The sequence below is a fragment of the Rhodococcus sp. APC 3903 genome, from assembly GCF_030407755.1.
GTDB classification, from domain to species: domain Bacteria; phylum Actinomycetota; class Actinomycetes; order Mycobacteriales; family Mycobacteriaceae; genus Rhodococcus_F; species Rhodococcus_F erythropolis.
In genome coordinates, this window is sequence record NZ_JASDCV010000009.1 from 108,292 (window position 1) to 128,703 (window position 20,412).

Here is a 20,412-nt window from a genome sequence, read left to right on the forward strand (position 1 = left end):
CTAGCGGGACGCCTCACAGATGAAGGCCGACGCCGATCGTCCGATCCGCACGATCACGACGCTCAGCGCAAGCGAGCCCTTGAGCTTGAGCCGTGGACGCAGCACTGCCGGGTCAACGTCGACTCCTCGCACCAAAATTTCGGCCACACCGCAGTCCCGCTTGGACAGTGTCTGTTTGAGCAGTTTCTCCGAGTACTTGATCTGCTCGAGGATCCGGAATCCGCGAACTCCCTCAGGGACGCTGTCACCGGTCAGATAAGCGATGCGTGGATCGAGCTGCCAGAGGCCGTGTCTGGCCGCGTAGTGGCGCACGAGGCCTGCGCGCACTACCGCTCCGTCCGGGTCGATGATCCACTCCCCCGGAGCTTGCTCCGGAATCACGTCGTCCTCGGCGTCGGTGATCGCCCACCCGCTCCCGCCGGAGCGAAGCACCGAAGCTCGACGCGTGACGCCGGACTCGGCCAGTCCCGTCGACCACAGGCATGCTTCCTTGACGCCGCCGTCGAGCGAGACGACCTCGACTTCCCCGTCCCAGCCCAGATTGTCGAAATCGAGTCCGGGAGCACACTTCACCGCGAGATCACGGCCGGAGTACGCCTCGATGAGGTCCGGTAGCGGCGGCATCAACGCTGCCGGATCGTGAGTGCGGCGACCGCCCGATCGCCGGGCGGGGTCCGCCAGTACGACGGTGTCGCGTGTCGTCGGGCGGAGCGCGTCGGCCCGCAACAACGCTGCGCTCGGCACATTGCGCTGTGCCATCGCCAGGCGAACGGAATCGATGTCGCTGCCGATCACGCGATGCGCAACTCCGGTCAAGGCATGCAGTTCGGCGCCGATTGAGCACGTCACGTCGTGGACGTCGCGCCCGATCAGACGCTGCGCGCGGTGCGCCGCCACAACACCGGGAGTGGCCTGCTGCATCGCGTCGTCCGTGAACAACCACTGATCACTGCCGGGCAGTTTCGAAGCGGCCTTGCGTCGAAGCAGGACGGTGTCCACGAGCGCAGGCATGTGATCACCGAAACGCGTACGCGCCCGGCCGATGTCGGCCAGACGCGTACGCGTGGACAGTTCGAGCTGATCCACCTCGGCCAAGGCAGCTACGCCGGAATCACTTCCGAGATAGTCGACGTCGCCGAGGGTGAAGTCATAACCCAATTCAGTTGCCGGGCTTCACGCCGGTGATCATGACGTTGTAGAAGAATCCGCGAGGAACGACGTGGCGGAGCACCTTCTCGTCGACCCAGCTGAGCGTCTTCCAACCACCGAAAGCGAAACGTCCCCAGCCCCAACCGAGCTTCTCCGGCGGAACAGCTGCTTCGAAGGTACGGACCGGCCATCCGAGAAGCGCCGCGGCGAATTCCTCGGTGGCAGCGTGGACCTGATCGGCTCCCGCGGACTTCGCCATGTTCTCGAGGTCGGTGGGGTCGAACGTGTGGATGTCGACGACTGCTTCGAGCGCTGCTGCGCGAGAGGACTCGTCGAGCTCTTCCTGCGGGCGACGCCAATCTGCCAGGAACGGCAGCTTGGTCACGCGTGTGGTTGCTTCCCACGTCGCGCGGCCGAGCCAGCGGGCGTAGAAGTTACCGACAGTCGTGGGCTCACCGGCGAAGACGAAACGGCCGCCGGGCTTGAGGACACGAAGGACCTCGCGCAGCGACTTCTCGACGTCGGGAATGTGGTGCAGCACGGCGTGGCCGACGACCAGGTCGAAGGTGTTGTCCTCGTACGGAATGGTCTCGGCATCGGCAACACGGCCGTCGACCGGAAGTCCGAGGCTTTCTGCATTGCGCAGTGCGACCTTGACCATGCCGGGCGAGAGGTCGGTGACCGAACCGGTCTTGGCGACTCCACCCTGCATCAGGTTCAGGAGGAAGAATCCGGTGCCGCAACCCAGTTCGAGGGCGCGCTCGTACGGGAGCGGCTGATCGCCCGCGACGGCGTCGAAACGACCACGTGCGTAGTCGATGCAGCGCTCGTCGTACGAGATGGACCACTTGTCGTCGTAGGTTTCGGCTTCCCAGTCGTGGTAGAGCACCTGGGCGAGCTTGGTGTCCTTACGAGCGGCCTCGACCTCTTCGGCCGTGGCGTGCGGCCGCGGCGCGGGGTCGACTACCGAGGTGTCGGTAGCGGCGGGCGGCGTGACGGTTGCGTCGTCATTCGGGCTGGCTGTCATGGCGGCTATCCTACTCGCTGGTAAGAGATGAACAAGTTCTAGTTTAGGGGAGCCTACTCGCCCGTGAACTCGGCCTTGCCCGGACCGTTGGCGATGAACGACTCCATGCCGATCGCCTGATCCTTGGTCGCGAACAATCCGGCGAACAGATGCTGCTCGATCTTGAGCCCGGATTCCAGGTCGGTGTTCAGACCCTCGTCGATGGCTGCCTTGGCAGCAGCCAACGCACGTGACGCTCCCCCGACGAACTGCGAGGCCCACGTGCGAGCGGCGGTGTACACGTCGTCGGGAGCGACGACCTCGTCGACCAAACCGATGGCCAACGCCTCGTCAGCCCCGACGAAACGGCCGGTGAAGACCAGATCCTTGGCCTTGGCCGGTCCGATCAGACGAGCCAGGCGCTGCGTTCCGCCGCCACCGGGAATGATTCCGAGCAGAATCTCCGGAACTCCGAGCTTGGCGTTGTCTCCGACGATCCGGCGATCGGCCGAGAGTGCAACTTCGAGTCCGCCACCGAGTGCGTATCCGGTGATCGCGGCAACGGTCGGCTTCGGGATGGACGCCACGGCGCCGAGCCCGGCCTGCATGCCACCGATGGCGTCACGGATCTGGCCGTAATCCATCTCGGCCATTTCCTTGACATCGGCACCTGCTGCGAAGACTTTCTCGCCGCCGTAGACGATGACGGCCTTGACTGCCTTGTCGACGGTCGCAGCGTGTGCGGCAGCAGCCAACTCGTCCTGGACCTGACGGTTCAGAGCGTTCATGGGCGGGCGCGCCAGACGGATGGTGCCGATGCCTTCGGAAACCTCGAGAGTCACAAATTCAGCCATGATCGAGAGGTTACTTTGCCGCCTTGACCGACCACGGATGCGGCCCGGCGACGTAGTAACCGTCCTGATTCGGGAACTCGACGCGCAGAGTCTCCTCGTCGGTGATCAACGTAGGCAGGATGACGGGAATCTCCGGCTCGGCTGCGAGTATCTCCGCCACCGAGCTGAACTTGGCCAATTCGGTCAGCTGACTCCACGTCGGCGGCAACAGGATGCTGCCACCCTCCCGCCAATGCGCCAGCGCGTCCTGCGGGCTCTGCCAACGCACCTCGGCGGCCTCGGAGGTGACCCCGTCCGCGATCTGTCCGGTCGGTGACGCTGCGACGAAGAAGCGCGTGTCGTAGCGGCGGGTCTCGCCCACCGGCGTGATCCAGTTCGCCCACGGCCGCAGCAGATCCGTTCGCAGGACCAGGTTCTCCTTCTTCAGGAAATCGCTGAACGACAGCTCGTGCTTTTCGAGAGCTACTCGGTCCTGGGCGTAGCCGGCCGTGTCCGCGACGACGGTGTCCGCGGTCGGTCCGGCGAGTAGGACGCCGCACTCCTCGAACGTTTCCCGCACCGCAGCCAAGACGAGAGCCTTCGCCCGAGCCACATCCGTGCTGAACCGCTCGGCCCACCACTCGACCGACGGTCCGGCCCACTCGACCTCTGCCGTCGCATCGGACTTGTCGACGCCTCCGCCGGGGAAGACCGTCATGCCCCCGGCAAACGCCATCCCCTGTACTCGTTGAAGCAGGAAGATCTCGATCCCGGATTCGGCATCGCGCACCAAGATGACGGTCGACGCATCCTTGGGCTCGGGGACAGCATTTGCATTCTCGTTAGCCATGCTTCGCGAACCTACGCGATCTGTGATCTGGGACGCATTTCAGGTCCCACTGAAGCTCACGCGCGATGAGCTCCGGACGGCCTCGCGCGGCGCGCGAAGTATCGGCCGTCCGCCTTGTCGAGGCTGATGGACTGGCTGAATGCCGCGCTCAGATTTTCTGCGGTGATGACGTCGTCCAGAAGGCCCTGAGAGACGACCTCACCTTCCTTGAGAAGGAGTGCGTGAGTGAATCCCGGCGGGATCTCCTCGACGTGATGGGTGATCAGAACGGTAGCCGGGGCGTCCGGATCGGCAGCCAGTTCGGCGAGTCTGGCCACGAGTTCCTCACGGCCACCGAGATCGAGCCCGGCGGCGGGCTCGTCCAGGAGAAGAAGTTCGGGATCGGTCATCAAGGCTCGCGCGATGAGGACGCGCTTGCGCTCGCCTTCGGAAAGCGTCCCGTACGTGCGATCCGCCAGGTGCTCGGCGCCGAGGCTTTCGAGCATCTCCACAGCGCGCGAGGTGTCCATGGATTCGTACTCCTCGCGCCACCGACCGAGAACGGCGTAGCCCGCCGACACGACGAGGTCGCTGACCTTCTCGTCGCCGGGCACGCGGTTCGCCAACGACGACGAGGACAAACCGATTCGCGGGCGCAACTCGTTGACGTCGACCTTGCCGAGAACTTCGCCAAGGAGGTGGGCAGAACCACTGGTCGGGAAAGTCTCACCGGCCGCGATGCGCAGCAGCGAGGTCTTGCCGGCACCGTTGGGTCCGAGCACCACCCATCGCTCGTCCAGCTCCACTTTCCAGGTGACGGGCCCCACCAGAGTGGACCCTCCCCGACGGATGAGTACGTTGTCGAAATCGATGAGCAGATCTGGATCAGGTAGCGGCACCCGAACATCTTCCCGCACATTCTCCGGCCGTTCACGGCAGGATCATCTTGCGTGTCGCCTCTCATCGAAACTCGCACCCCGACGCCCGGGTCTCCGTTCCCACTCGGCGCCAACATCGTGGACTCCGGAACCCAGTTCGCGGTCCACGCACCAGCTGCGTCGAGCGTCCAGATCTGCCTGATCGACCAGGACGGAAACGAAGATCGCGTCGAACTCCGGCAACACACGTACGGAATCTGGCACGGGATCATCGCCGGGATCGGTGCGGGGCAGCGATACGGAATTCGGGCAAGCGGCCCGTGGAATCCACGCGCCGGACTGAGACTGAACCCACACAAGCTGCTCATCGATCCGTGGGCGTGCCGCATCGAGGGGGAACTCGGTGACCACCGTGCCCTCCTGTCGTACGCCGACGATCCTTTCGGCGACCCGTCTACCCTCGACTCGCTCGGCCACGTGCCGCTGTCCGTGGTGACTCCCGGCCTCGTGCCCGCCGGAGCCCGCCTCGAGACGCCGTGGGAGGAAAGCGTGATCTACGAACTGCATGTGGGCGCGTACACCGCCAGTCATCCAGGAGTACCCGCCGCCCACCGCGGAACGTACCTCGGCCTGACGGCACCGGCCGTGATCGATCACCTCGTCTCACTCGGCGTCACCGCCGTGGAACTGCTTCCCGTACAGGCGTTTCTGACCGAACAGAGCGTCCGCGAGCGAGGGATGCGCAACCACTGGGGATACTCGACGGCGTCGTACTTCGCCCCGCATCCCGGATACGCGGCAACTTCGGGCGGCGAAGTCACCGAGTTCCGGATCATGGTCGACGCACTACACGCGGCAGGCATCGAGGTCATCCTCGACGTCGTCTACAACCACACCTGCGAGCAGAGTGTCGACGGAATCAGTGTCAGCTGGCGAGGTTTGGACGGCCCCGGCTACTACCTTCTCGACGGCGACGGCCGCGACATCGACCTGACCGGGTGCGGCAACACGGTCGACGCCTGCTCCCCCATCGCCGTCCGCATGATCACCGACAGCCTCCGCTATTGGGCCACCGAAATGGGTGTCGACGGCTTCCGATTCGATCTCGCGAGCGCGTTGGGTAGGCCGCGCGGCGGCGGCTTCGACCAGCGGGCGTCCATCTTGTCGGCCATCTCCTCCGATCCGGTACTGACCCGGTGCAAGCTCATCGCCGAACCGTGGGATGCCACTGCCGACGGTTACCAGGTCGGAAACTTCGGACTCCAATGGTCGGAATGGAACGACAAGTACCGCAGCACTATTCGCCATTTCTGGAACGGCGGCTCCAGCGTCCGGAAGGTCGCGTCGCGCCTCGCCGGTTCCGAGGACATCTTTGCCGGCAGCGGCCGTCGCCCATGGGCGTCGATCAACTTCGTCACAGCGCACGACGGGTTCACCGCCGCCGATCTGGTCGCGTACAACCACAAGCACAACGAAGCCAACGGTGAAGACAATCGTGACGGCGCCGATCACAACGATTCGTTCAACCACGGAATCGAAGGCCCCAGCACCGATCCCGAGATTCAGGACGCCAGGGCACGTCATGTACGGGCGCTACTGGCCACGCTCGTGCTGTCGACAGGCACACCGATGCTCACCGCCGGAGACGAGTTCGGCCACAGTCTCGGCGGAAACAACAACGCGTATTGTGTTCCCACACTTGCCTCCCCAGCCGATTCGTGGGCCCTGGACTGGACGGCGGCCGATCAGTCGTTGGTGCAGTTCGTCTCCCGAGCGTTCGGATTACGCCGAGCGGCACCGGCGTTGCGTCAGCCCGAATTCTTCGAAGGCAGAAGAAGACTGGAACACCCGGACCTCGTCTGGTTCGACGCTGCCGGCGTCGAGTTCGACGACACCGCATGGTACGACGAGAGTCACCGAACGCTGCAGGCCTGGATCGACGGAGCCGACGTTCGGTCTCACACTCGGACCGGGCGCCCACTCGGTGACGACAGTTGGCTCCTGATCCTGCATTCCGGTGGACCGGTTCAGGTCACCGTCGGCACTCCGGAATGGTTCGACGGCACCTTGACTGCATCGTTCGATTCGGCGTCACCGACCGGCGAACCTGCCTCCACGGCCGAAGTTCCCGTCGGCACGGAGATCTCATTGACCGGACCCACGGTCTTGGCCTTACGTTCCGTGACACGTCCGCCGGTAACCGCTGCTGTCATGGAATCCGGCAGCAACTTGATCAGTAATTGAATGGTCGGCCCGATCCCGAAGGCGTACAACACTGTTCCGACGCCAACCGTTCCACCGAGGAGCCATCCGGTAGCGAGGACCGCGATTTCGATGCTGGTTCGCACGAGCCTGACCGACAAGCCGGTGCGCGCCACCAGTCCTGTCATCAACCCGTCGCGGGGACCGGGCCCCATGCCTGCCCCGATGTAGAGAACGCTGGCCAGTCCGTTGAGGAGGATTCCCGCGACCATGATCGCGGCGCGAACTGGCATGGAATTAAAGACCGGTAAGAAGGCCAGTGAAGTATCCACCGAGATTGCAATGACCACGACATTGGCGACCGTGCCGAACCCTGGCCGCTGACGGATCGGAATCCAGAGCAGCAGGACCACCGCACCGGTAATCGCAGTGATCACGCCGAAACTCAGCGAAACATGCTCGGCCACGCCCTGATGGAACACATCCCAGGGGTCCAGTCCGAGGCCGGCTGTGATCATCATGGCCATCGAGAAGCCGTACAACCACAGACCAACGAACAGCGAGGCGAATCTCCGTATCAACACTCGACTATCTTGAAGGCCACTGGACTGTTCATCCATAGCCAAGTTGTCGATACTGGACTGGTCGGTTAGGTCTCTACGGAACCGCGATGACTGTCATGGAGCCTGGTGCCACTTCCGTGAACCCTGCGTCGCGAACCGCGACAGCCTCCGACCGCTTCAATCGGTCTACTGCCTCGGCCCACTGTTTCGGACTTGCGTCGCGTACCGAGCAGCGAAAGTCGTTCTGCGCCCATACCCAGCACTGTTTCTCGGACATGGCCGCTGCCAACAACATCGAGGCATGCCCTACCTGTGCCGACGCCTTGCCTACCGTCATCTCGAGCGCCGAGTCGATCCACAGCACCGGAAGACCGGGCTCTGGCTGGCCAGGCTCGTCGTGCTCCAGGTCGGTGCCACCGATCTGCAACTTCTTGATTCGCGGGTCCAGTTCTCCGACCGGCCCGGGAACTAGAGCCCGCGCCTGGGCACCATCCACGTCGACGGTGATTCCCGGTACCTCTTGCGCGGCGAGCCACTGGGCTCCACGCGCTCGGCGAGACACTTTCCGGATCCGGGCACCCACCCACGCCGAATAGTCCTCGTGCCACGGGCCGGGCTCCCCGTCTTCGGTGAACCCGACGCGTTCGTCCAGGCAAAGCGCCACTGCCGCCGTTGCGGCAGCCTCGAGCAGTGCAGTGCGCTTCGGCGGGTCTGCCTTCGGGATGTGGAGAATGATCGGCATCGCCAACACCAGTGCCGGATCCGCGGGATCGTCTCGCCCACCGTACCCAGCGGCCAACACCGCGTGGCGCTCGCGCCAGCGAGAATCGGGATCGGAACTGACTGCTGGATCGGAACTCATGGAATCGGTACGCGTCGTACGCCACCGTCGACGGCGTCCGCAGCCTCGACCTCGTCGCGGGTCACACCGAGAATGAACAGCACAGCATCGAGGAAGGGATGCGACAAAGCCGCGTCCGCGACCTCCCGCAACGCGGGCTTGGCGTTGAACGCCACACCCAGTCCCGCGGCGTTGAGCATGTCGATGTCGTTGGCACCGTCACCGACGGCGACAGTCTGTTCCATCGGCACACCGACCTGATCGGCGAACTTGCGCAGCGCAACGGCCTTCGCAGCGCGGTCGACGATTTCACCGATCACACGTCCGGTCAGCTTGCCGTCGACGATCTCAAGGGTGTTGGCGTGCACGAAGTCCAGTTCGAGTTCGTGTGCGAGGCCTTCGATGACCTGGCGGAAACCCCCGGACACCACACCGCAGTGGAATCCGAGGCGACGCAGGGTGCGAATCGTGGTGCGCGCACCCGGCGTCAGTTCGATGCTCTCTGCCACCTCGTCGATGACGGAGGCGTCGAGACCGGCGAGTGTCGCCACACGCTGGTGCAGTGATTCGGTGAAGTCGATCTCGCCGCGCATCGCAGCTTCGGTGACGGCGCGGACCTCGTCCTCGACACCGGCCTTCGCGGCGAGCATCTCGATGACCTCGCCCTGTACGAGCGTCGAGTCCACGTCGAACACGATCAGTCGCTTGGCCCGGCGAGCCAGTCCTGCGCGCTCGACTGCGATGTCGACGTTTTCGAGCGCGGCGACCTCGGCGAGTCCGGTACGCAGCTTCGCGTCGCCGTCGACAGTATCGGCTGCGCTGACGCTGAGTTCGAGGCCGGTGACCGGATAGTCGGCGACACCACGGATGGAGTCGATGTTGGCGCCCTGCTTAGCGAGTTCGCGTGCCACCGAACGCATTGCGCGGGCATTGACGGGGCTGCCGAGAACAACGACCGCGTGAGTGGACACTGCAGGTCGACCTGGATCGGCACCGATTTCGATGTCGACGTTCATTCCGACCGTCGCCATCGCCTGTTCGAGCTCTTCCTGAAGGGCTTCGGGATCGTTCGGGCAGGCCACCATGACGCCGAGTGTCAGTCGACCTCGAATCACCACCTGCTCCACGTCGAGCAGACGCACATCGTGCCGCGACAGCGCCGCGAACAGTACCGAGGTGACGCCAGGGCGGTCCGGCCCGGTCACAGTCACCAGAACAGTGGTGTCAGAGGCACCCACCGAAAACTCCGATCGTTTCTTCGTTCGCGTCTTGATCGTCACTATTGTGCCAAGCGAAAGGCCCCACCCGTTACTCGGGCGGGGCCTTCGCTGATTACTTCAGTGTGTTACTTCGCTCAGGAGCGGCTGTCGGTGCCGGGGTCGCCTTCGTCCCCGACTGTGAGCGGCTCGTGACGAGCATCTTCGAGCACGGTGCTGGCGTTCTTCCCACCGTGACCGGGGCCGACGTGCGCTTCTGCGCGCATTCGCTCCACCATGTGCGGGTAGTGCAGCTCGAAGGCCGGACGCTCGCTGCGGATGCGCGGCAACTCGGTGAAGTTGTGACGCGGCGGCGGGCAAGTTGTCGCCCACTCGAGCGAGTTTCCGTAGCCCCACGGATCGTCGACGGTGACCACTTCGCCGTAGCGGTAACTCTTGAAGACGTTCCAGATGAACGGGAGCGTCGAGGCACCGAGTACGAACGCGAAGATCGTGGACACCGAGTTCAGAACCGTGAACCCGTCCGAGGGCAGGTAGTCGGCGTAACGACGCGGCATACCTTCGGCGCCGAGCCAGTGCTGGACGAGGAACGTGCCGTGGAAGCCGACGAACGTGGTCCAGAAGTGCCACTTGCCGAGGCGCTCGTCCATCATGCGGCCGGTCATCTTCGGGAACCAGAAGTAGATACCGGCGTACGTGGCGAACACGACCGTACCGAAGACCACGTAGTGGAAGTGGGCGACGACGAAGTAGCTGTCCGTGACGTGGAAGTCGAGCGGCGGGCTCGCGAGGATGACGCCCGACAGACCACCGAAGAGGAAGGTGATCAGGAAGCCGATCGAGAACAGCATCGGCGATTCGAAGGTCAATTGCCCCTTCCACATCGTGCCGATCCAGTTGAAGATCTTCACACCTGTCGGCACTGCGATCAGGAACGTCATGAACGAGAAGTACGGAAGGAGAACAGCGCCGGTCGCGTACATGTGGTGAGCCCACACTGCGATCGACAGAGCGGCGATGGCCAACGTTGCGTACACCAGGCCGCTGTAGCCGAAGATCGGCTTACGGCTGAAGACCGGGAAGATCTCCGAGACGATGCCGAAGAACGGCAGCGCGATGATGTACACCTCGGGGTGACCGAAGAACCAGAACAGGTGCTGCCACAGCAGCACACCTCCCGTTGCCGGGTCGAAGATGTGTCCACCGAGATGGCGGTCGACGAACAGGCCCATGAATGCAGCGGTCAGCAGCGGGAACGCCAGCAGGATCAGGATGCTGGTGATGAAGATGTTCCAGGTGAAGATCGGCATGCGGAACATGGTCATACCGGGTGCGCGCAGGCAAATCACGGTGGTGACCATGTTGACGCCACCGAGGATGGTGCCGAGGCCGGCGACAGCCAGACCCAAGACCCACAGGTCGGCGCCGACGCCGGGGCTGTGCAGCGCGCTGGTCAGCGGCGTGTATGCCGTCCAACCGAAGTCTGCTGCGCCACCAGGCGTGACGAATCCGGCCGTCGTGATGATCGCGCCGAACAGGTACAGCCAGTAGCTGAACGCGTTCAGACGCGGGAACGCGACGTCGGGTGCACCGATCTGGAGCGGAAGAATGTAGTTCGCGAAGCCGAAGACGATCGGGGTCGCGTACAGCAGCAGCATGATCGTGCCGTGCATGGTGAACAGCTGGTTGAACTGTTCGTTGGAAAGGAACTGCATGCCGGGTACAGCAAGTTCGGCACGCATCATCAGTGCCATGAGGCCACCGATGAGGAAGAAGGCGATGGAAGTCGCCAAGTACATGATTCCGAGCACCTTGGGATCGGTGGTCGTGATCATCTTGAAAATGAATGAGCCCTTGGGTCCCTGCCGCGGCGGGTAAGGCCTGGCCGGCGCTATCGTGGGGACTGGCTGGGGCGCTACGGCAGTCACTGATCCTCCTGAATGTGCCTTTGGTCGCTCCGCAGACTCCGTTAAAGAGCCCTTGGTTGCGCCCGCAGGGTCCGTCGCCCGGGCTGCGGACAACGGCTTCTGGCTTGCGCTCATCGAATCGTAGACCGTGACTCCGAGGCACCGCGACCCGGTCCTACTCTGCGTCGTACTCGAGCATCCGTTTTTGGGGGCACCAAACGAACGACCTGCGGTTTATGTTCCCTCGGGAGTCCGAACCCACATCCGAATCGGCGTGTCGTACCCGTCGAAGAATTCGGCCGGTGTCCGTTTTCGGCCATCTCCTCCACTGATAAGGTCACCCTCGCCTAACTCACCTCAGGAGTATTCAGTGAAATTCTTTCCCCGCCGCGCCGCGGTGGTAGCCGTCGCAGCCTCGATCGCCTTGGTCGTTCCAGCCTGCTCGAGTAACGACGAGCCCGCTGCAACCACCACCTCGACCGAGTCGGGCGCATTCCCCCGCACGATCGAACACTTCCGTGGAAGCACCGAAATCCCGGCAGCACCCCAGCGGATCGTCGCGCTCGACAACAGCTTCACCGACGCCGTCCTTCTCCTCGAATCCCCGCTCGTCGGCTACGTCGACTACCGCGAGCCCGGTCTGCCCGACTACCTCGGATCCTCCCGGGAGGAATTCGCCGCGGACGCCGTCTCGGTCGGCACGGTCAGCAGTGCAAGCCTCGAGAAGATCGCCGCACTGCAGCCAGACCTCATCATCTCCGCCGAGGTCCGCGACGGGAAGAACTACGAACAACTGTCCGCAATCGCACCCACCGTCTTCACTCAGACGACCGGCCCGACGTGGAAGGACAACATCCGCCTGGTCGGTCAAGCGCTGGGCAAGGAGTCACTGGCCGAGGCGAAGATCACCGAGTACGAAACCCGCGCAGCCACCGTCGGCAAGGAAATCAACGAGAAGGCGAACAACCCGGTCATCTCGGTAGTCCGATTCGCCGGTGAACCGACGGCACGCCTCTACCGCACCACCTCGTTCAGCGGCATCGTCCTCCAGGACGCCGGATTGAAGCGCCCGGACAACCAGGGACCTGACCCCGCCGATGCCGGAAACATCATGATGAAGATCAGCCCCGAGCTGATCAACGAAGCCGACGCGGACGTCATCTTCATCAGCACCTGGCAAGACGCCGAGGGCAAGAGCGCCGAAGCTGCGAAGCCGTTCCTCGAGAGCCCGCTGTGGCAGACCCTTCGAGGACGCAAGGTCGACGTGGACGATTCACGTTGGATGTCGCCGGTCAGCATCCAGGGCGCCCACATGATCCTCGACGACCTCTCGGACACGTTCGAGGTGGACAAGCAGAACAGCTGAGTCGAACAGCTAACCTGAACGGCGCCCGCTCACACAGGAAGCCGTCGACTTGTCTGTTCTCTCACGCACGTCTGTTCTCTCACGCACAACCGCCCGCACGTCCATTCGTCGTGTCTCGATCCTGGGGATCGCTGCCACGATGCTCGTCCTCGGTGGTTGCTCGTCCGGCTCGTCGGACGATCCCGCGAGCACCATCGTCCGGACCACTACGTCGATCGCCGGTGCCGGCGTGATGGGTATCGAACGCGACACCGCCACCGCGTGCCCGACGCCGACGCAAGCCGACCCGGGAGCGGGCCCCGGGGTGAAGCGTCGAGTCGTACACACTGCGGGTGAAACCGAGGTTCCTTCCGATCCCCAACGGATCGTGGTCCTCGACAGCGTCTCGATGGACGCCGTGTGCGCCCTCGGTCTGTGGGAGCGGGTAGTGGGCGCCGCGACCGGTGTCGACTCGCCTCAACCGTCGTACCTCGGTTTCGGCATCTCGGAGATTCCGAGCGTCGGCCCCGTGAGCGCACCCGACGTCAACGCCGTGAAGGCCGCCGCGCCGGACTTGATCCTCGGGTCCAGTCCGGCGTCCGACGGTTTGTACGGGCAACTCGACGCCATTGCCCCCACCGTGTTCGCCGGCTCGGATCCCGTGTACTGGAAAGCGCAGTTCGCCCTCGCCGGCCAGGCACTTGGCCGTTCGTCCGCGGCTGCGACGGAGCTGGACCGCTACCAGCAGGACGTCGTGCAGCTCGGCGACGCATTGAATGCATCACAGACGCAGGCATCAGTGGTTCGGTTCGGTTCGAAGGACCTGCAGATCGAGGGTCCCGCATCCTTCGCCGGACAGATCCTCAGCGACGTCGGCGTCCGGCGCCCACCGGCGCAGCGATTGACCGATGCGACCACAGCACCGATTCCGGCCGCCGATCTCAGCGCCGCCGAAGGTGACTTGATCTACGTACTCTTCGACGGGCCGAACGGCCGTACCTACGGCACCGAGATCATGAAGAGCGACCAGTGGCAGGACCTCGCCGCCGCCACCGACCGGCGTGTGTTCGTCGCTGAAGACGAAATCTGGAACGGAAACGGGATGACTGCCGCCCGTGCCGTATTGGCGGACTTGAAGGGAACCTTGAACGGATATGCGAGCTGACTGGAACGAACCACTACTCCCACATTCGAGGCGGCTCGCCACAACTGTGACGGTCGGGTTCTGATCATGCCGATCCCGGAATTCATTGTCGCTTTGCGCGAGAAGGTCGGTCATGCGCCGCTCTGGCTGTCCGGCGTGAGCGTCGTGATCCGCGACGACGACGGCCGGGTCCTGCTCACCCGCCGCGCCGACAACGGTCAGTGGGCCGTCGTGTCCGGCGTTCTCGAGCCCGGAGAGGAACCGTCGGCGGCGGCGGTGCGGGAGGCGAAGGAAGAAACCGGCGTCGACGCCGAATTGATTCGGATCACGAGTGTCGATGTCACAGAACCCATTACGTACCCCAATGGTGACGTGACCCAGTACCTCGACGTCTGCTTCCTGGCCAGGTGGACCGGCGGAGATGCACACGTGGCGGACGACGAAAACCTCGAGGTCGCGTGGTTCGCGCCGAGCGAATTGCCTTCGGACATGACGGAAACCTCGCGTCTGCGCCTCGCAAAAGCATTGCTGGACAAGCCGGAAGCGTGGTTTCTGCGCTGACCCACTCCCCCATCGACGACCGAAGCCCGATTCCCGCGTGTGCAGGAGTCGGGCTTCGTTGGGTGCAGGGTCGCTCTAGAAATCCCGAGCGGGTCGCTCTAGAAATCCCAGTCGTCGTCTTCGGTGTTGACTGCCTTGCCGATGACGTAGGAGCTTCCCGAGCCGGAGAAGAAGTCGTGATTCTCGTCCGCATTCGGTGAAAGTGCCGACAGGATAGCCGGATTGACGTCCGTCTCGTCCTTCGGGAAGAGGCCTTCGTAGCCGAGATTGTTGAGCGCCTTGTTGGCGTTGTAGCGCAGGAACTTCTTGACATCCTCGGTCAGGCCGACGCCGTCGTAGAGGTCCTGCGTGTAGTCGACCTCGTTCTCGTAGAGCTCGAAGAGCAGCTCGAACGTGTAGTTCTTGAGCTCTTCACGCTCGGCCTCGGTGAGCTGTTCGAGGCCCTTCTGGTACTTGTAGCCGATGTAGTACCCGTGCACGGCCTCGTCGCGGATGATGAGGCGGATGAGGTCTGCGGTGTTGGTGAGCTTGGCTCGCGAGGACCAGTACATCGGCAGGTAGAAGCCGGAGTAGAAGAGGAAGCTCTCGAGGAGCGTCGATGCGACCTTGCGCTTGAGCGGCGACTCGCCGTTGTAGTAGTCGAGAACGATCTGCGCCTTGCGCTGCAGGTTGGGGTTCTCCTCCGACCAGCGGAACGCGTCGTCGATGTCCGGGGTGGAGCACAGCGTCGAGAAGATCGAGCTGTAACTCTTCGCGTGCACCGATTCCATGAAGGCGATGTTGGTGTACACCGCTTCTTCGTGGGGAGTGATCGCGTCCGGGATGAGGCTGACGGCGCCGACCGTTCCCTGGATGGTGTCGAGCAGCGTCAGGCCCGTGAAGACGCGCATGGTGAGCTGCTGCTCCTGCGCGGTCAGCGTTCCCCAGGACGGGATGTCGTTGGAGACCGGCACCTTTTCGGGCAGCCAGAAGTTGCTGACGAGGCGATCCCATACCTCGGCGTCCTTCTCGTCCTGGACGCGATTCCAGTTGATGGCGGAAACGCGACTGACCAGCTTGACCATAATTCCTACCTAGCGAGAGAGATACTGCCGAATGTTGGCTTGCCTGAACACTACCCGTTGTGTCGGGTCCGCGATGCCAACACAACAACATGTGTCGCACGCGCCCCTCCACGAGTACAAAAAATGTGATATCAATTAAATATCACTTACCGATGGAAAGCGAGTCCCGCATGACCAGCACACCCACCGTGGCCGAGAAACCGACCGGAGTCGCCACCACAACGATCGCCGAACGCCCAGGCTGGGACCTGTCTGGCAGCTGGATGCTCCTCGGCGGCGTACTTCTCTTCCTGGCCGGAATCGCACTGTCCGTCGTTGGCGGAGTTCTGGGACTCTTCGCCCTGATTCCGGTCGGTGTGGTGCTGTTCATCGCGTCACTCCCCCTGCTGATGGGCCTGACCTTGGTGCAACCGAATCAAGCCCGAGTCCTTCAACTCCTGGGAAGCTCGTACAGCGGCACCCTGCGCACGCCGGGACTGCGATGGACAAATCCGCTGACTGTCCGTCGATCGATCTCGACGCGTATCCGAAACCACGAGACCGGTCAGGCGAAAGTGAACGACGCCGACGGAAATCCCATCGAGATCTCGGCGGTGGTCGTCTGGCAAGTTGCCGACACAGCGCTCGCCTCATTCCAGGTGGACGACTACGAGGAGTTCGTCTCGGTGCAGACCGAGGCGGCCGTCCGCCATATCGCCGGCAGCTACCCGTACGACGCCGAAGGCCGAGTCTCGTTGCGCGAGAACGCCGATATCATCACCACCACCTTGTCGGAGGAGGTTCACGCCCGCGTGCGTGCGGCGGGTGTCGAAGTTATCGAGACACGCATCAACAGGCTCTCGTATGCACCCGAGATTGCCAGCGCAATGCTTCGGCGCCAGCAAGCGGGTGCAGTGATCGCCGCCCGCAAGCAAATCGTCGAAGGTGCGGTGTCCATGGTCGACATGGCACTCAAGCAACTCGAGGAAAAGCACGTCGTCGAACTCGACGAGGAACGCAAGGCGACGATGATCAGTAACCTTCTGGTCGTGCTGTGCGGCGACCGCGACGCACAACCGGTGCTGAACACCGGTTCGCTCTACCAGTAAAGGAAAGGCCACATGGCCACGGATCCAGCTCCGAGATCGGAGCGTAAGAAGATCCTGCTTCGGTTGGACCCAGCGGTGCACGACGCGCTTGCCCGCTGGGCCGCCGACGATCTCCGAAGTACCAACGCCCAGATCGAGTTTCTCCTTCGGCGCGCACTCACCGAGCACGGTCGAATGCCGAAGAATGCCGGCAAGATGCACGGTCCAGGCCGCCCGCCCTCGTAGCAATCGAATGATCCCCGATTCGCATTTGCGCTACGGAAGAGCACAAACGCGATGGGTGGGCGGGGAACAGTCGCCCCGCCCACCGTCATCACTTAGACACGCTGCCGCATCGTGCCGCTAGGATTTCCATCACCATTTCGGCTGGTGACAAACCTTCCGGTCGAACTCGATCGAGTCACCGCTATGGCATTCGATGTTCCGTTGCCAACCGATTCACGGACCGTCGTTGCAGGCCAACGCGCAGCAGCTGCGTTGCTGATGAATCGGCCCGAGATGGTGCTGCGATTTACTTCTCCGGTCATTGCCAGTGCCTCCTAAAGGCTCTGCCCCGACCGAGCTCGTCCCACGAACAGGAACGATTCGAAACTCGTATAAGCTGAAGACCTCTTCCAGAGGTGCCTCGCTTGTCGGGGCGTGAGGGGCTCGATCGTTGACGCGATCGAGCCCCTCGTTTTCTCTGCTCCGTAGATGATTCCGTCGCAGGAAATCTTGTGTGCGACCTACAGCATGCAGGAAACGCAGCCCTCGACCTCGGTGCCTTCGAGTGCCATCTGACGCAGACGGATGTAGTACAGCGTCTTGATGCCCTTACGCCACGCGTAGATCTGCGCCTTGTTGATGTCGCGGGTGGTGGCGGTGTCCTTGAAGAACAGCGTCAGCGACAGGCCCTGGTCGACGTGTTGCGTTGCCGCAGCATAGGTGTCGACGATCTTCTCGTACCCGATTTCGTAGGCATCCTGGTAGTACTCCAGGTTGTCGTTGGTCAGGTAGGGCGCCGGGTAGTAGACGCGACCGATCTTGCCTTCCTTGCGGATCTCGATCTTCGACGCCACCGGGTGGATGGAGCTGGTGGAGTAGTTGATGTACGAGATCGAGCCGGTCGGCGGGACGGCCTGAAGGTTCTGGTTGTAGATACCGTGCTTCTGAACCGAAGCCTTCAGCTCACGCCAGTCGTCCTGGGTGGGGATGTGCAGCTTCGCATCGGCGAAGAGTCCGCGAACCTTGTCGGTTGCAGGCTCCCAGGCCTGGTCGGTGTACTTGTCGAAGAATTCACCCGAGGCGTACTTCGACTCCGGGAAACCCTTGAAGTACGAGCCGCGCTCGATGGCGATCTTGTTCGACGCACGCAGTGCGTGGAACAGCACGGTGTAGAAGTAGATGTTCGTGAAGTCGATGCCTTCTTCGCTGCCGTAGAAGATCCGCTCACGAGCGAGGTATCCGTGCAGGTTCATCTGACCGAGGCCGATGGCGTGAGAGTCGTTGTTGCCCTGCTCGATCGACGGCACCGAGTAGATGTGCGTCTGGTCGGACACGGCCGTCAATCCGCGGATCGACACTTCGATGGTCTTGGCGAAGTCGGGCGAGTCCATGGTCTTCGCGATGTTCAGCGAACCCAGGTTGCAGGAGATGTCCTTGCCGACCTTCGAGTAGGACAGGTCGTCGTTGAACAGTGAAGGCGTCGAAACCTGCAGGATCTCCGAGCACAGGTTCGAGTGAGTGATCTTGCCTTCGATCGGGTTTGCCCGGTTCACCGTGTCCTCGAACATGATGTAGGGGTAGCCCGATTCGAACTGCAATTCGGCGACGGTCTGGAAGAACTCGCGAGCCTTGATCTTGGACTTGCGAATTCGCTTGTCGTCGACCATCTCGTAGTACTTCTCGGAGACGTTGATGTCGGAGAACGGAACTCCGTAGATGCGCTCGACGTCGTACGGCGAGAACAGGTACATGTCCTCGTTCTTCTTCGCCAGTTCGAAAGTGATGTCCGGGATCACGACGCCGAGAGAGAGCGTCTTGATGCGGATCTTCTCGTCGGCGTTCTCACGCTTGGTGTCGAGGAAGCGGTAGATGTCGGGGTGGTGCGCATGCAGGTACACGGCGCCGGCGCCCTGACGCGCACCCAACTGGTTGGCGTAGGAGAACGAGTCCTCGAGAAGCTTCATGATCGGGATGACACCCGAACTCTGGTTCTCGATCTTCTTGATCGGGGCGCCGTGCTCACGAACATTGGTGAGCAGCAAGGCAACTCCGCCACCGCGCTTGGACAGCTGCAGTGCCGAGTTGATGGAGCGGCCGATGGACTCCATGTTGTCTTCGATACGAAGCAGGAAGCAGGACACGGGCTCACCGCGCTGCTTCTTGCCCGAGTTCAGGAACGTCGGGGTGGCGGGCTGGAAGCGTCCGGCGATGATCTCGTCGACGAGTTCGACGGCCAGGTCTTCGTTGCCTGCGGCCAGGGTGAGCGCAACCATGCAGACACGATCTTCGAAACGCTCGAGGTAGCGCTTACCGTCGAAGGTCTTGAGCGTGTAGGAGGTGTAGTACTTGAATGCACCCAGGAACGTCGGGAAGCGGAACTTCTTGGCGTACGCGTGATCGATCAGGAACTTCACGAAAGTACGTGAGTACTGATCGAGAACCTCGGGCTCGTAATAGTTTTCCTCGACGAGGTAGTCCAGCTTCTCGTCGAGGTTGTGGAAGAACACGGTGTTCTGGTTGACGTGCTGCAAGAAGTACTGACGGGCTGCAGCGACATCCATCTCGAACTGGATCTCACCGTTGGCGCCGTACAGGTTGAGCATGGCATTGAGTGCGTGGTAGTCGAGACCGTTGGTGGAATCGCCGCCGCGTGCATCACGCTCTACGCTTCCTGCCGCGATCGTGTCAGTGATGGTTGGCGCCACTGCCCGTGCTCCTTCTCTGTTTCGAGATGATTCCAGAACTCCCCCAAGCCTTCTCGTACTCGGTCGACATCTTCGGCAGTGCCCATGAGTTCGAACCGGTACAGAAAAGGAACGTGGCATTTCTGGGAAATGATGTTTCCTGCATAGCAAAAGGACTCACCGAAATTGGTGTTTCCCGCCGCGATCACTGCTCTGATCAACGACCTGTTGTGTGGATTGTTCAAAAAACGAATGACCGGCTTCGGCACATAACTGGTGTCGCGCCCTGTCACGGTGACCCCGCCACCATAGGTGGGCAGAATCAGCACATAGGGCTCGTCTACACGAAATGAGCCGTCACGGTCATGGATAGGTATACGTGTCGCAGGCAGGCCGAGACGTTGGACGAATCGGTGGGTGTTCTCCGACACGCTGGAAAAATAGACCAGCGAAGTCATCGGTTGTCACCATTTTCTTGTACGGTGCCCGGAACTACTCAGATGTGTCGGCGGAGGTGTCCACCGCCGACACTGCGGCGCTTCAAGCAGCGACGGTCAGGGTCTTGATGCGATCGGGACGGAAACCCGACCAGTGATCTTCACCGGCAACCACGATGGGCGCCTGGAGGTACCCGAGAGCCATGACGTAGTCGCGGGCTTCGGCATCCTCGGTGATGTCGATGATGTTGTATTCGAGACCGGCCTTGTCGAGGGCGCGGTAGGTGGCATTGCACTGAACGCAAGCGGGCTTGGTGTAGACGGTGATGCTCATGAGAGTCCCTCTTTCGCTTAGCCAACAAAGGCCGATGTAGTGATGTTCAGCACCGATTCGACCGATTGCCGGAGTCTCGCTCGAGGCGTTCCGCGTTGTGGTCTCTCAGTGCTCAAGACACTACAC

19 protein-coding genes and 1 pseudogene are annotated in these 20,412 nt (G+C 62.6%); 7 read left to right on the forward strand and 13 right to left on the reverse strand.

What is annotated here, in order from left to right; genetic code table 11:
- Genes QMA15_RS14870 through QMA15_RS14890 form a run of 5 tightly spaced genes read right to left on the reverse strand, consistent with a single transcriptional unit; the run spans position 1 to position 4,716 of the window.
- The gene (locus QMA15_RS14870) at positions 1 to 1,158 is read right to left on the reverse strand and encodes a class I SAM-dependent methyltransferase (protein ID WP_279163826.1); all 1,158 of its coding nucleotides are present in this window, start codon (positions 1,156 to 1,158) and stop codon (positions 1 to 3) included.
- A gap of 1 nt (position 1,159) precedes the next feature.
- On the reverse strand, positions 1,160 to 2,176 hold the full coding sequence (locus QMA15_RS14875) for a class I SAM-dependent methyltransferase (protein WP_003944733.1): 1,017 nt from the start codon (positions 2,174 to 2,176) through the stop codon (positions 1,160 to 1,162).
- Between the two features lie 53 nt (positions 2,177 to 2,229).
- Positions 2,230 to 3,009: an enoyl-CoA hydratase-related protein gene (locus QMA15_RS14880; RefSeq protein WP_003944701.1), complete on the reverse strand. Its 780-nt coding sequence runs from the start codon at positions 3,007 to 3,009 to the stop codon at positions 2,230 to 2,232.
- A 10-nt stretch (positions 3,010 to 3,019) separates the two neighbouring features.
- Positions 3,020 to 3,838 (reverse strand): NUDIX domain-containing protein, encoded by an 819-nt coding sequence (locus QMA15_RS14885; protein ID WP_003944751.1) that lies wholly within the window; start codon positions 3,836 to 3,838, stop codon positions 3,020 to 3,022.
- Between the two features lie 56 nt (positions 3,839 to 3,894).
- Positions 3,895 to 4,716: an ABC transporter ATP-binding protein gene (locus QMA15_RS14890; RefSeq protein WP_003944728.1), complete on the reverse strand. Its 822-nt coding sequence runs from the start codon at positions 4,714 to 4,716 to the stop codon at positions 3,895 to 3,897.
- Positions 4,717 to 4,767: 51 nt separating this feature from the next.
- Between QMA15_RS14890 and glgX the strand changes: the two are divergent.
- Positions 4,768 to 6,810 (forward strand): annotated as a pseudogene (gene glgX / locus QMA15_RS14895) (glycogen debranching protein GlgX); the annotation flags it as partial.
- Here the strand turns inward: glgX and QMA15_RS32785 are convergent.
- From QMA15_RS32785 to ctaD, 4 genes are all read right to left on the reverse strand, one after another.
- A complete protein-coding gene (locus tag QMA15_RS32785; protein WP_341464805.1) occupies positions 6,723 to 7,517 on the reverse strand; it encodes a membrane protein in 795 nt (264 codons plus the stop codon). The pseudogene glgX and the gene QMA15_RS32785 overlap by 88 nt on opposite strands.
- 37 nt (positions 7,518 to 7,554) lie before the next feature.
- The gene (locus tag QMA15_RS14900; protein WP_195791150.1) at positions 7,555 to 8,322 is read right to left on the reverse strand and encodes a peptidyl-tRNA hydrolase; all 768 of its coding nucleotides are present in this window, start codon (positions 8,320 to 8,322) and stop codon (positions 7,555 to 7,557) included.
- Positions 8,319 to 9,539, reverse strand: coding sequence for a phosphoserine phosphatase SerB (gene serB / locus QMA15_RS14905; RefSeq protein ID WP_020969288.1), 1,221 nt, complete (start codon positions 9,537 to 9,539; stop codon positions 8,319 to 8,321). The genes QMA15_RS14900 and serB overlap by 4 nt, the downstream gene beginning before the upstream one ends.
- A gap of 116 nt (positions 9,540 to 9,655) precedes the next feature.
- The gene (gene ctaD, locus QMA15_RS14910; RefSeq protein ID WP_020907234.1) at positions 9,656 to 11,446 is read right to left on the reverse strand and encodes a cytochrome c oxidase subunit I; all 1,791 of its coding nucleotides are present in this window, start codon (positions 11,444 to 11,446) and stop codon (positions 9,656 to 9,658) included.
- 349 nt (positions 11,447 to 11,795) lie between these two features.
- Here ctaD and QMA15_RS14915 point away from each other — a divergent pair, with 349 nt between their 5' ends.
- The 3 genes from QMA15_RS14915 (at position 11,796) to QMA15_RS14925 (ending at position 14,475) form a co-directional block, all read left to right on the forward strand.
- Positions 11,796 to 12,791 (forward strand): iron-siderophore ABC transporter substrate-binding protein, encoded by a 996-nt coding sequence (locus tag QMA15_RS14915; protein WP_279163828.1) that lies wholly within the window; start codon positions 11,796 to 11,798, stop codon positions 12,789 to 12,791.
- A 49-nt stretch (positions 12,792 to 12,840) separates the two neighbouring features.
- Positions 12,841 to 13,935: an iron-siderophore ABC transporter substrate-binding protein gene (locus tag QMA15_RS14920; protein WP_279163829.1), complete on the forward strand. Its 1,095-nt coding sequence runs from the start codon at positions 12,841 to 12,843 to the stop codon at positions 13,933 to 13,935.
- Positions 13,936 to 14,001: 66 nt separating this feature from the next.
- A complete protein-coding gene (locus QMA15_RS14925) occupies positions 14,002 to 14,475 on the forward strand; it encodes an NUDIX domain-containing protein (RefSeq protein ID WP_019747889.1) in 474 nt (157 codons plus the stop codon).
- Positions 14,476 to 14,573: 98 nt separating this feature from the next.
- Here QMA15_RS14925 and nrdF read toward each other — a convergent pair whose 3' ends face one another.
- Positions 14,574 to 15,539, reverse strand: a complete 966-nt coding sequence (gene nrdF / locus QMA15_RS14930) for a class 1b ribonucleoside-diphosphate reductase subunit beta (RefSeq protein ID WP_003944744.1) — start codon at positions 15,537 to 15,539, stop codon at positions 14,574 to 14,576.
- A 170-nt stretch (positions 15,540 to 15,709) separates the two neighbouring features.
- Between nrdF and QMA15_RS14935 the strand changes: the two genes are divergently transcribed.
- The 3 genes from QMA15_RS14935 to QMA15_RS14945 all read left to right on the forward strand — a co-directional run bounded on the left by QMA15_RS14935 (position 15,710) and on the right by QMA15_RS14945 (position 17,170).
- Complete coding sequence (locus QMA15_RS14935; protein WP_003944699.1) at positions 15,710 to 16,627, forward strand: SPFH domain-containing protein; 918 nt, start codon at positions 15,710 to 15,712, stop codon at positions 16,625 to 16,627.
- Between the two features lie 12 nt (positions 16,628 to 16,639).
- Positions 16,640 to 16,852, forward strand: a complete 213-nt coding sequence (locus QMA15_RS14940; protein WP_020969285.1) for a hypothetical protein — start codon at positions 16,640 to 16,642, stop codon at positions 16,850 to 16,852.
- A gap of 144 nt (positions 16,853 to 16,996) precedes the next feature.
- Positions 16,997 to 17,170 carry a hypothetical protein gene (locus QMA15_RS14945; RefSeq protein WP_279163830.1) on the forward strand — a complete coding sequence of 58 codons (174 nt, stop codon included), beginning with the start codon at positions 16,997 to 16,999 and terminating at the stop codon, positions 17,168 to 17,170.
- 182 nt (positions 17,171 to 17,352) lie between these two features.
- Here QMA15_RS14945 and nrdE read toward each other — a convergent pair whose 3' ends face one another.
- The 3 genes from nrdE to nrdH all read right to left on the reverse strand — a co-directional run bounded on the left by nrdE (position 17,353) and on the right by nrdH (position 20,286).
- Positions 17,353 to 19,434, reverse strand: coding sequence for a class 1b ribonucleoside-diphosphate reductase subunit alpha (nrdE, locus tag QMA15_RS14950; protein ID WP_007736057.1), 2,082 nt, complete (start codon positions 19,432 to 19,434; stop codon positions 17,353 to 17,355).
- A gap of 59 nt (positions 19,435 to 19,493) precedes the next feature.
- Positions 19,494 to 19,973: a class Ib ribonucleoside-diphosphate reductase assembly flavoprotein NrdI gene (gene nrdI / locus QMA15_RS14955; RefSeq protein ID WP_003944767.1), complete on the reverse strand. Its 480-nt coding sequence runs from the start codon at positions 19,971 to 19,973 to the stop codon at positions 19,494 to 19,496.
- Positions 19,974 to 20,055: 82 nt separating this feature from the next.
- Positions 20,056 to 20,286, reverse strand: a complete 231-nt coding sequence (gene nrdH / locus QMA15_RS14960; protein ID WP_019747886.1) for a glutaredoxin-like protein NrdH — start codon at positions 20,284 to 20,286, stop codon at positions 20,056 to 20,058.
- Positions 20,287 to 20,412 lie beyond the last annotated feature (126 nt).

Coding starts and splice junctions, on each gene's coding strand:
- QMA15_RS14875 (WP_003944733.1), bottom strand. CDS start 2,176: ATGACAGCCAGCCCGAATGACGACGCAACCGTCACGCCGCCCGCCGCT.
- QMA15_RS14880 (WP_003944701.1), bottom strand. CDS start 3,009: ATGGCTGAATTTGTGACTCTCGAGGTTTCCGAAGGCATCGGCACCATC.
- QMA15_RS14885 (WP_003944751.1), bottom strand. CDS start 3,838: ATGGCTAACGAGAATGCAAATGCTGTCCCCGAGCCCAAGGATGCGTCG.
- QMA15_RS32785 (WP_341464805.1), bottom strand. CDS start 7,517: ATGGATGAACAGTCCAGTGGCCTTCAAGATAGTCGAGTGTTGATACGG.
- QMA15_RS14900 (WP_195791150.1), bottom strand. CDS start 8,322: ATGAGTTCCGATCCAGCAGTCAGTTCCGATCCCGATTCTCGCTGGCGC.
- QMA15_RS14925 (WP_019747889.1), top strand. CDS start 14,002: ATGCCGATCCCGGAATTCATTGTCGCTTTGCGCGAGAAGGTCGGTCAT.
- nrdF (WP_003944744.1), bottom strand. CDS start 15,539: ATGGTCAAGCTGGTCAGTCGCGTTTCCGCCATCAACTGGAATCGCGTC.
- QMA15_RS14935 (WP_003944699.1), top strand. CDS start 15,710: ATGACCAGCACACCCACCGTGGCCGAGAAACCGACCGGAGTCGCCACC.
- QMA15_RS14940 (WP_020969285.1), top strand. CDS start 16,640: ATGGCCACGGATCCAGCTCCGAGATCGGAGCGTAAGAAGATCCTGCTT.
- nrdE (WP_007736057.1), bottom strand. CDS start 19,434: ATGCTCAACCTGTACGGCGCCAACGGTGAGATCCAGTTCGAGATGGAT.
- nrdI (WP_003944767.1), bottom strand. CDS start 19,973: ATGACTTCGCTGGTCTATTTTTCCAGCGTGTCGGAGAACACCCACCGA.
- nrdH (WP_019747886.1), bottom strand. CDS start 20,286: ATGAGCATCACCGTCTACACCAAGCCCGCTTGCGTTCAGTGCAATGCC.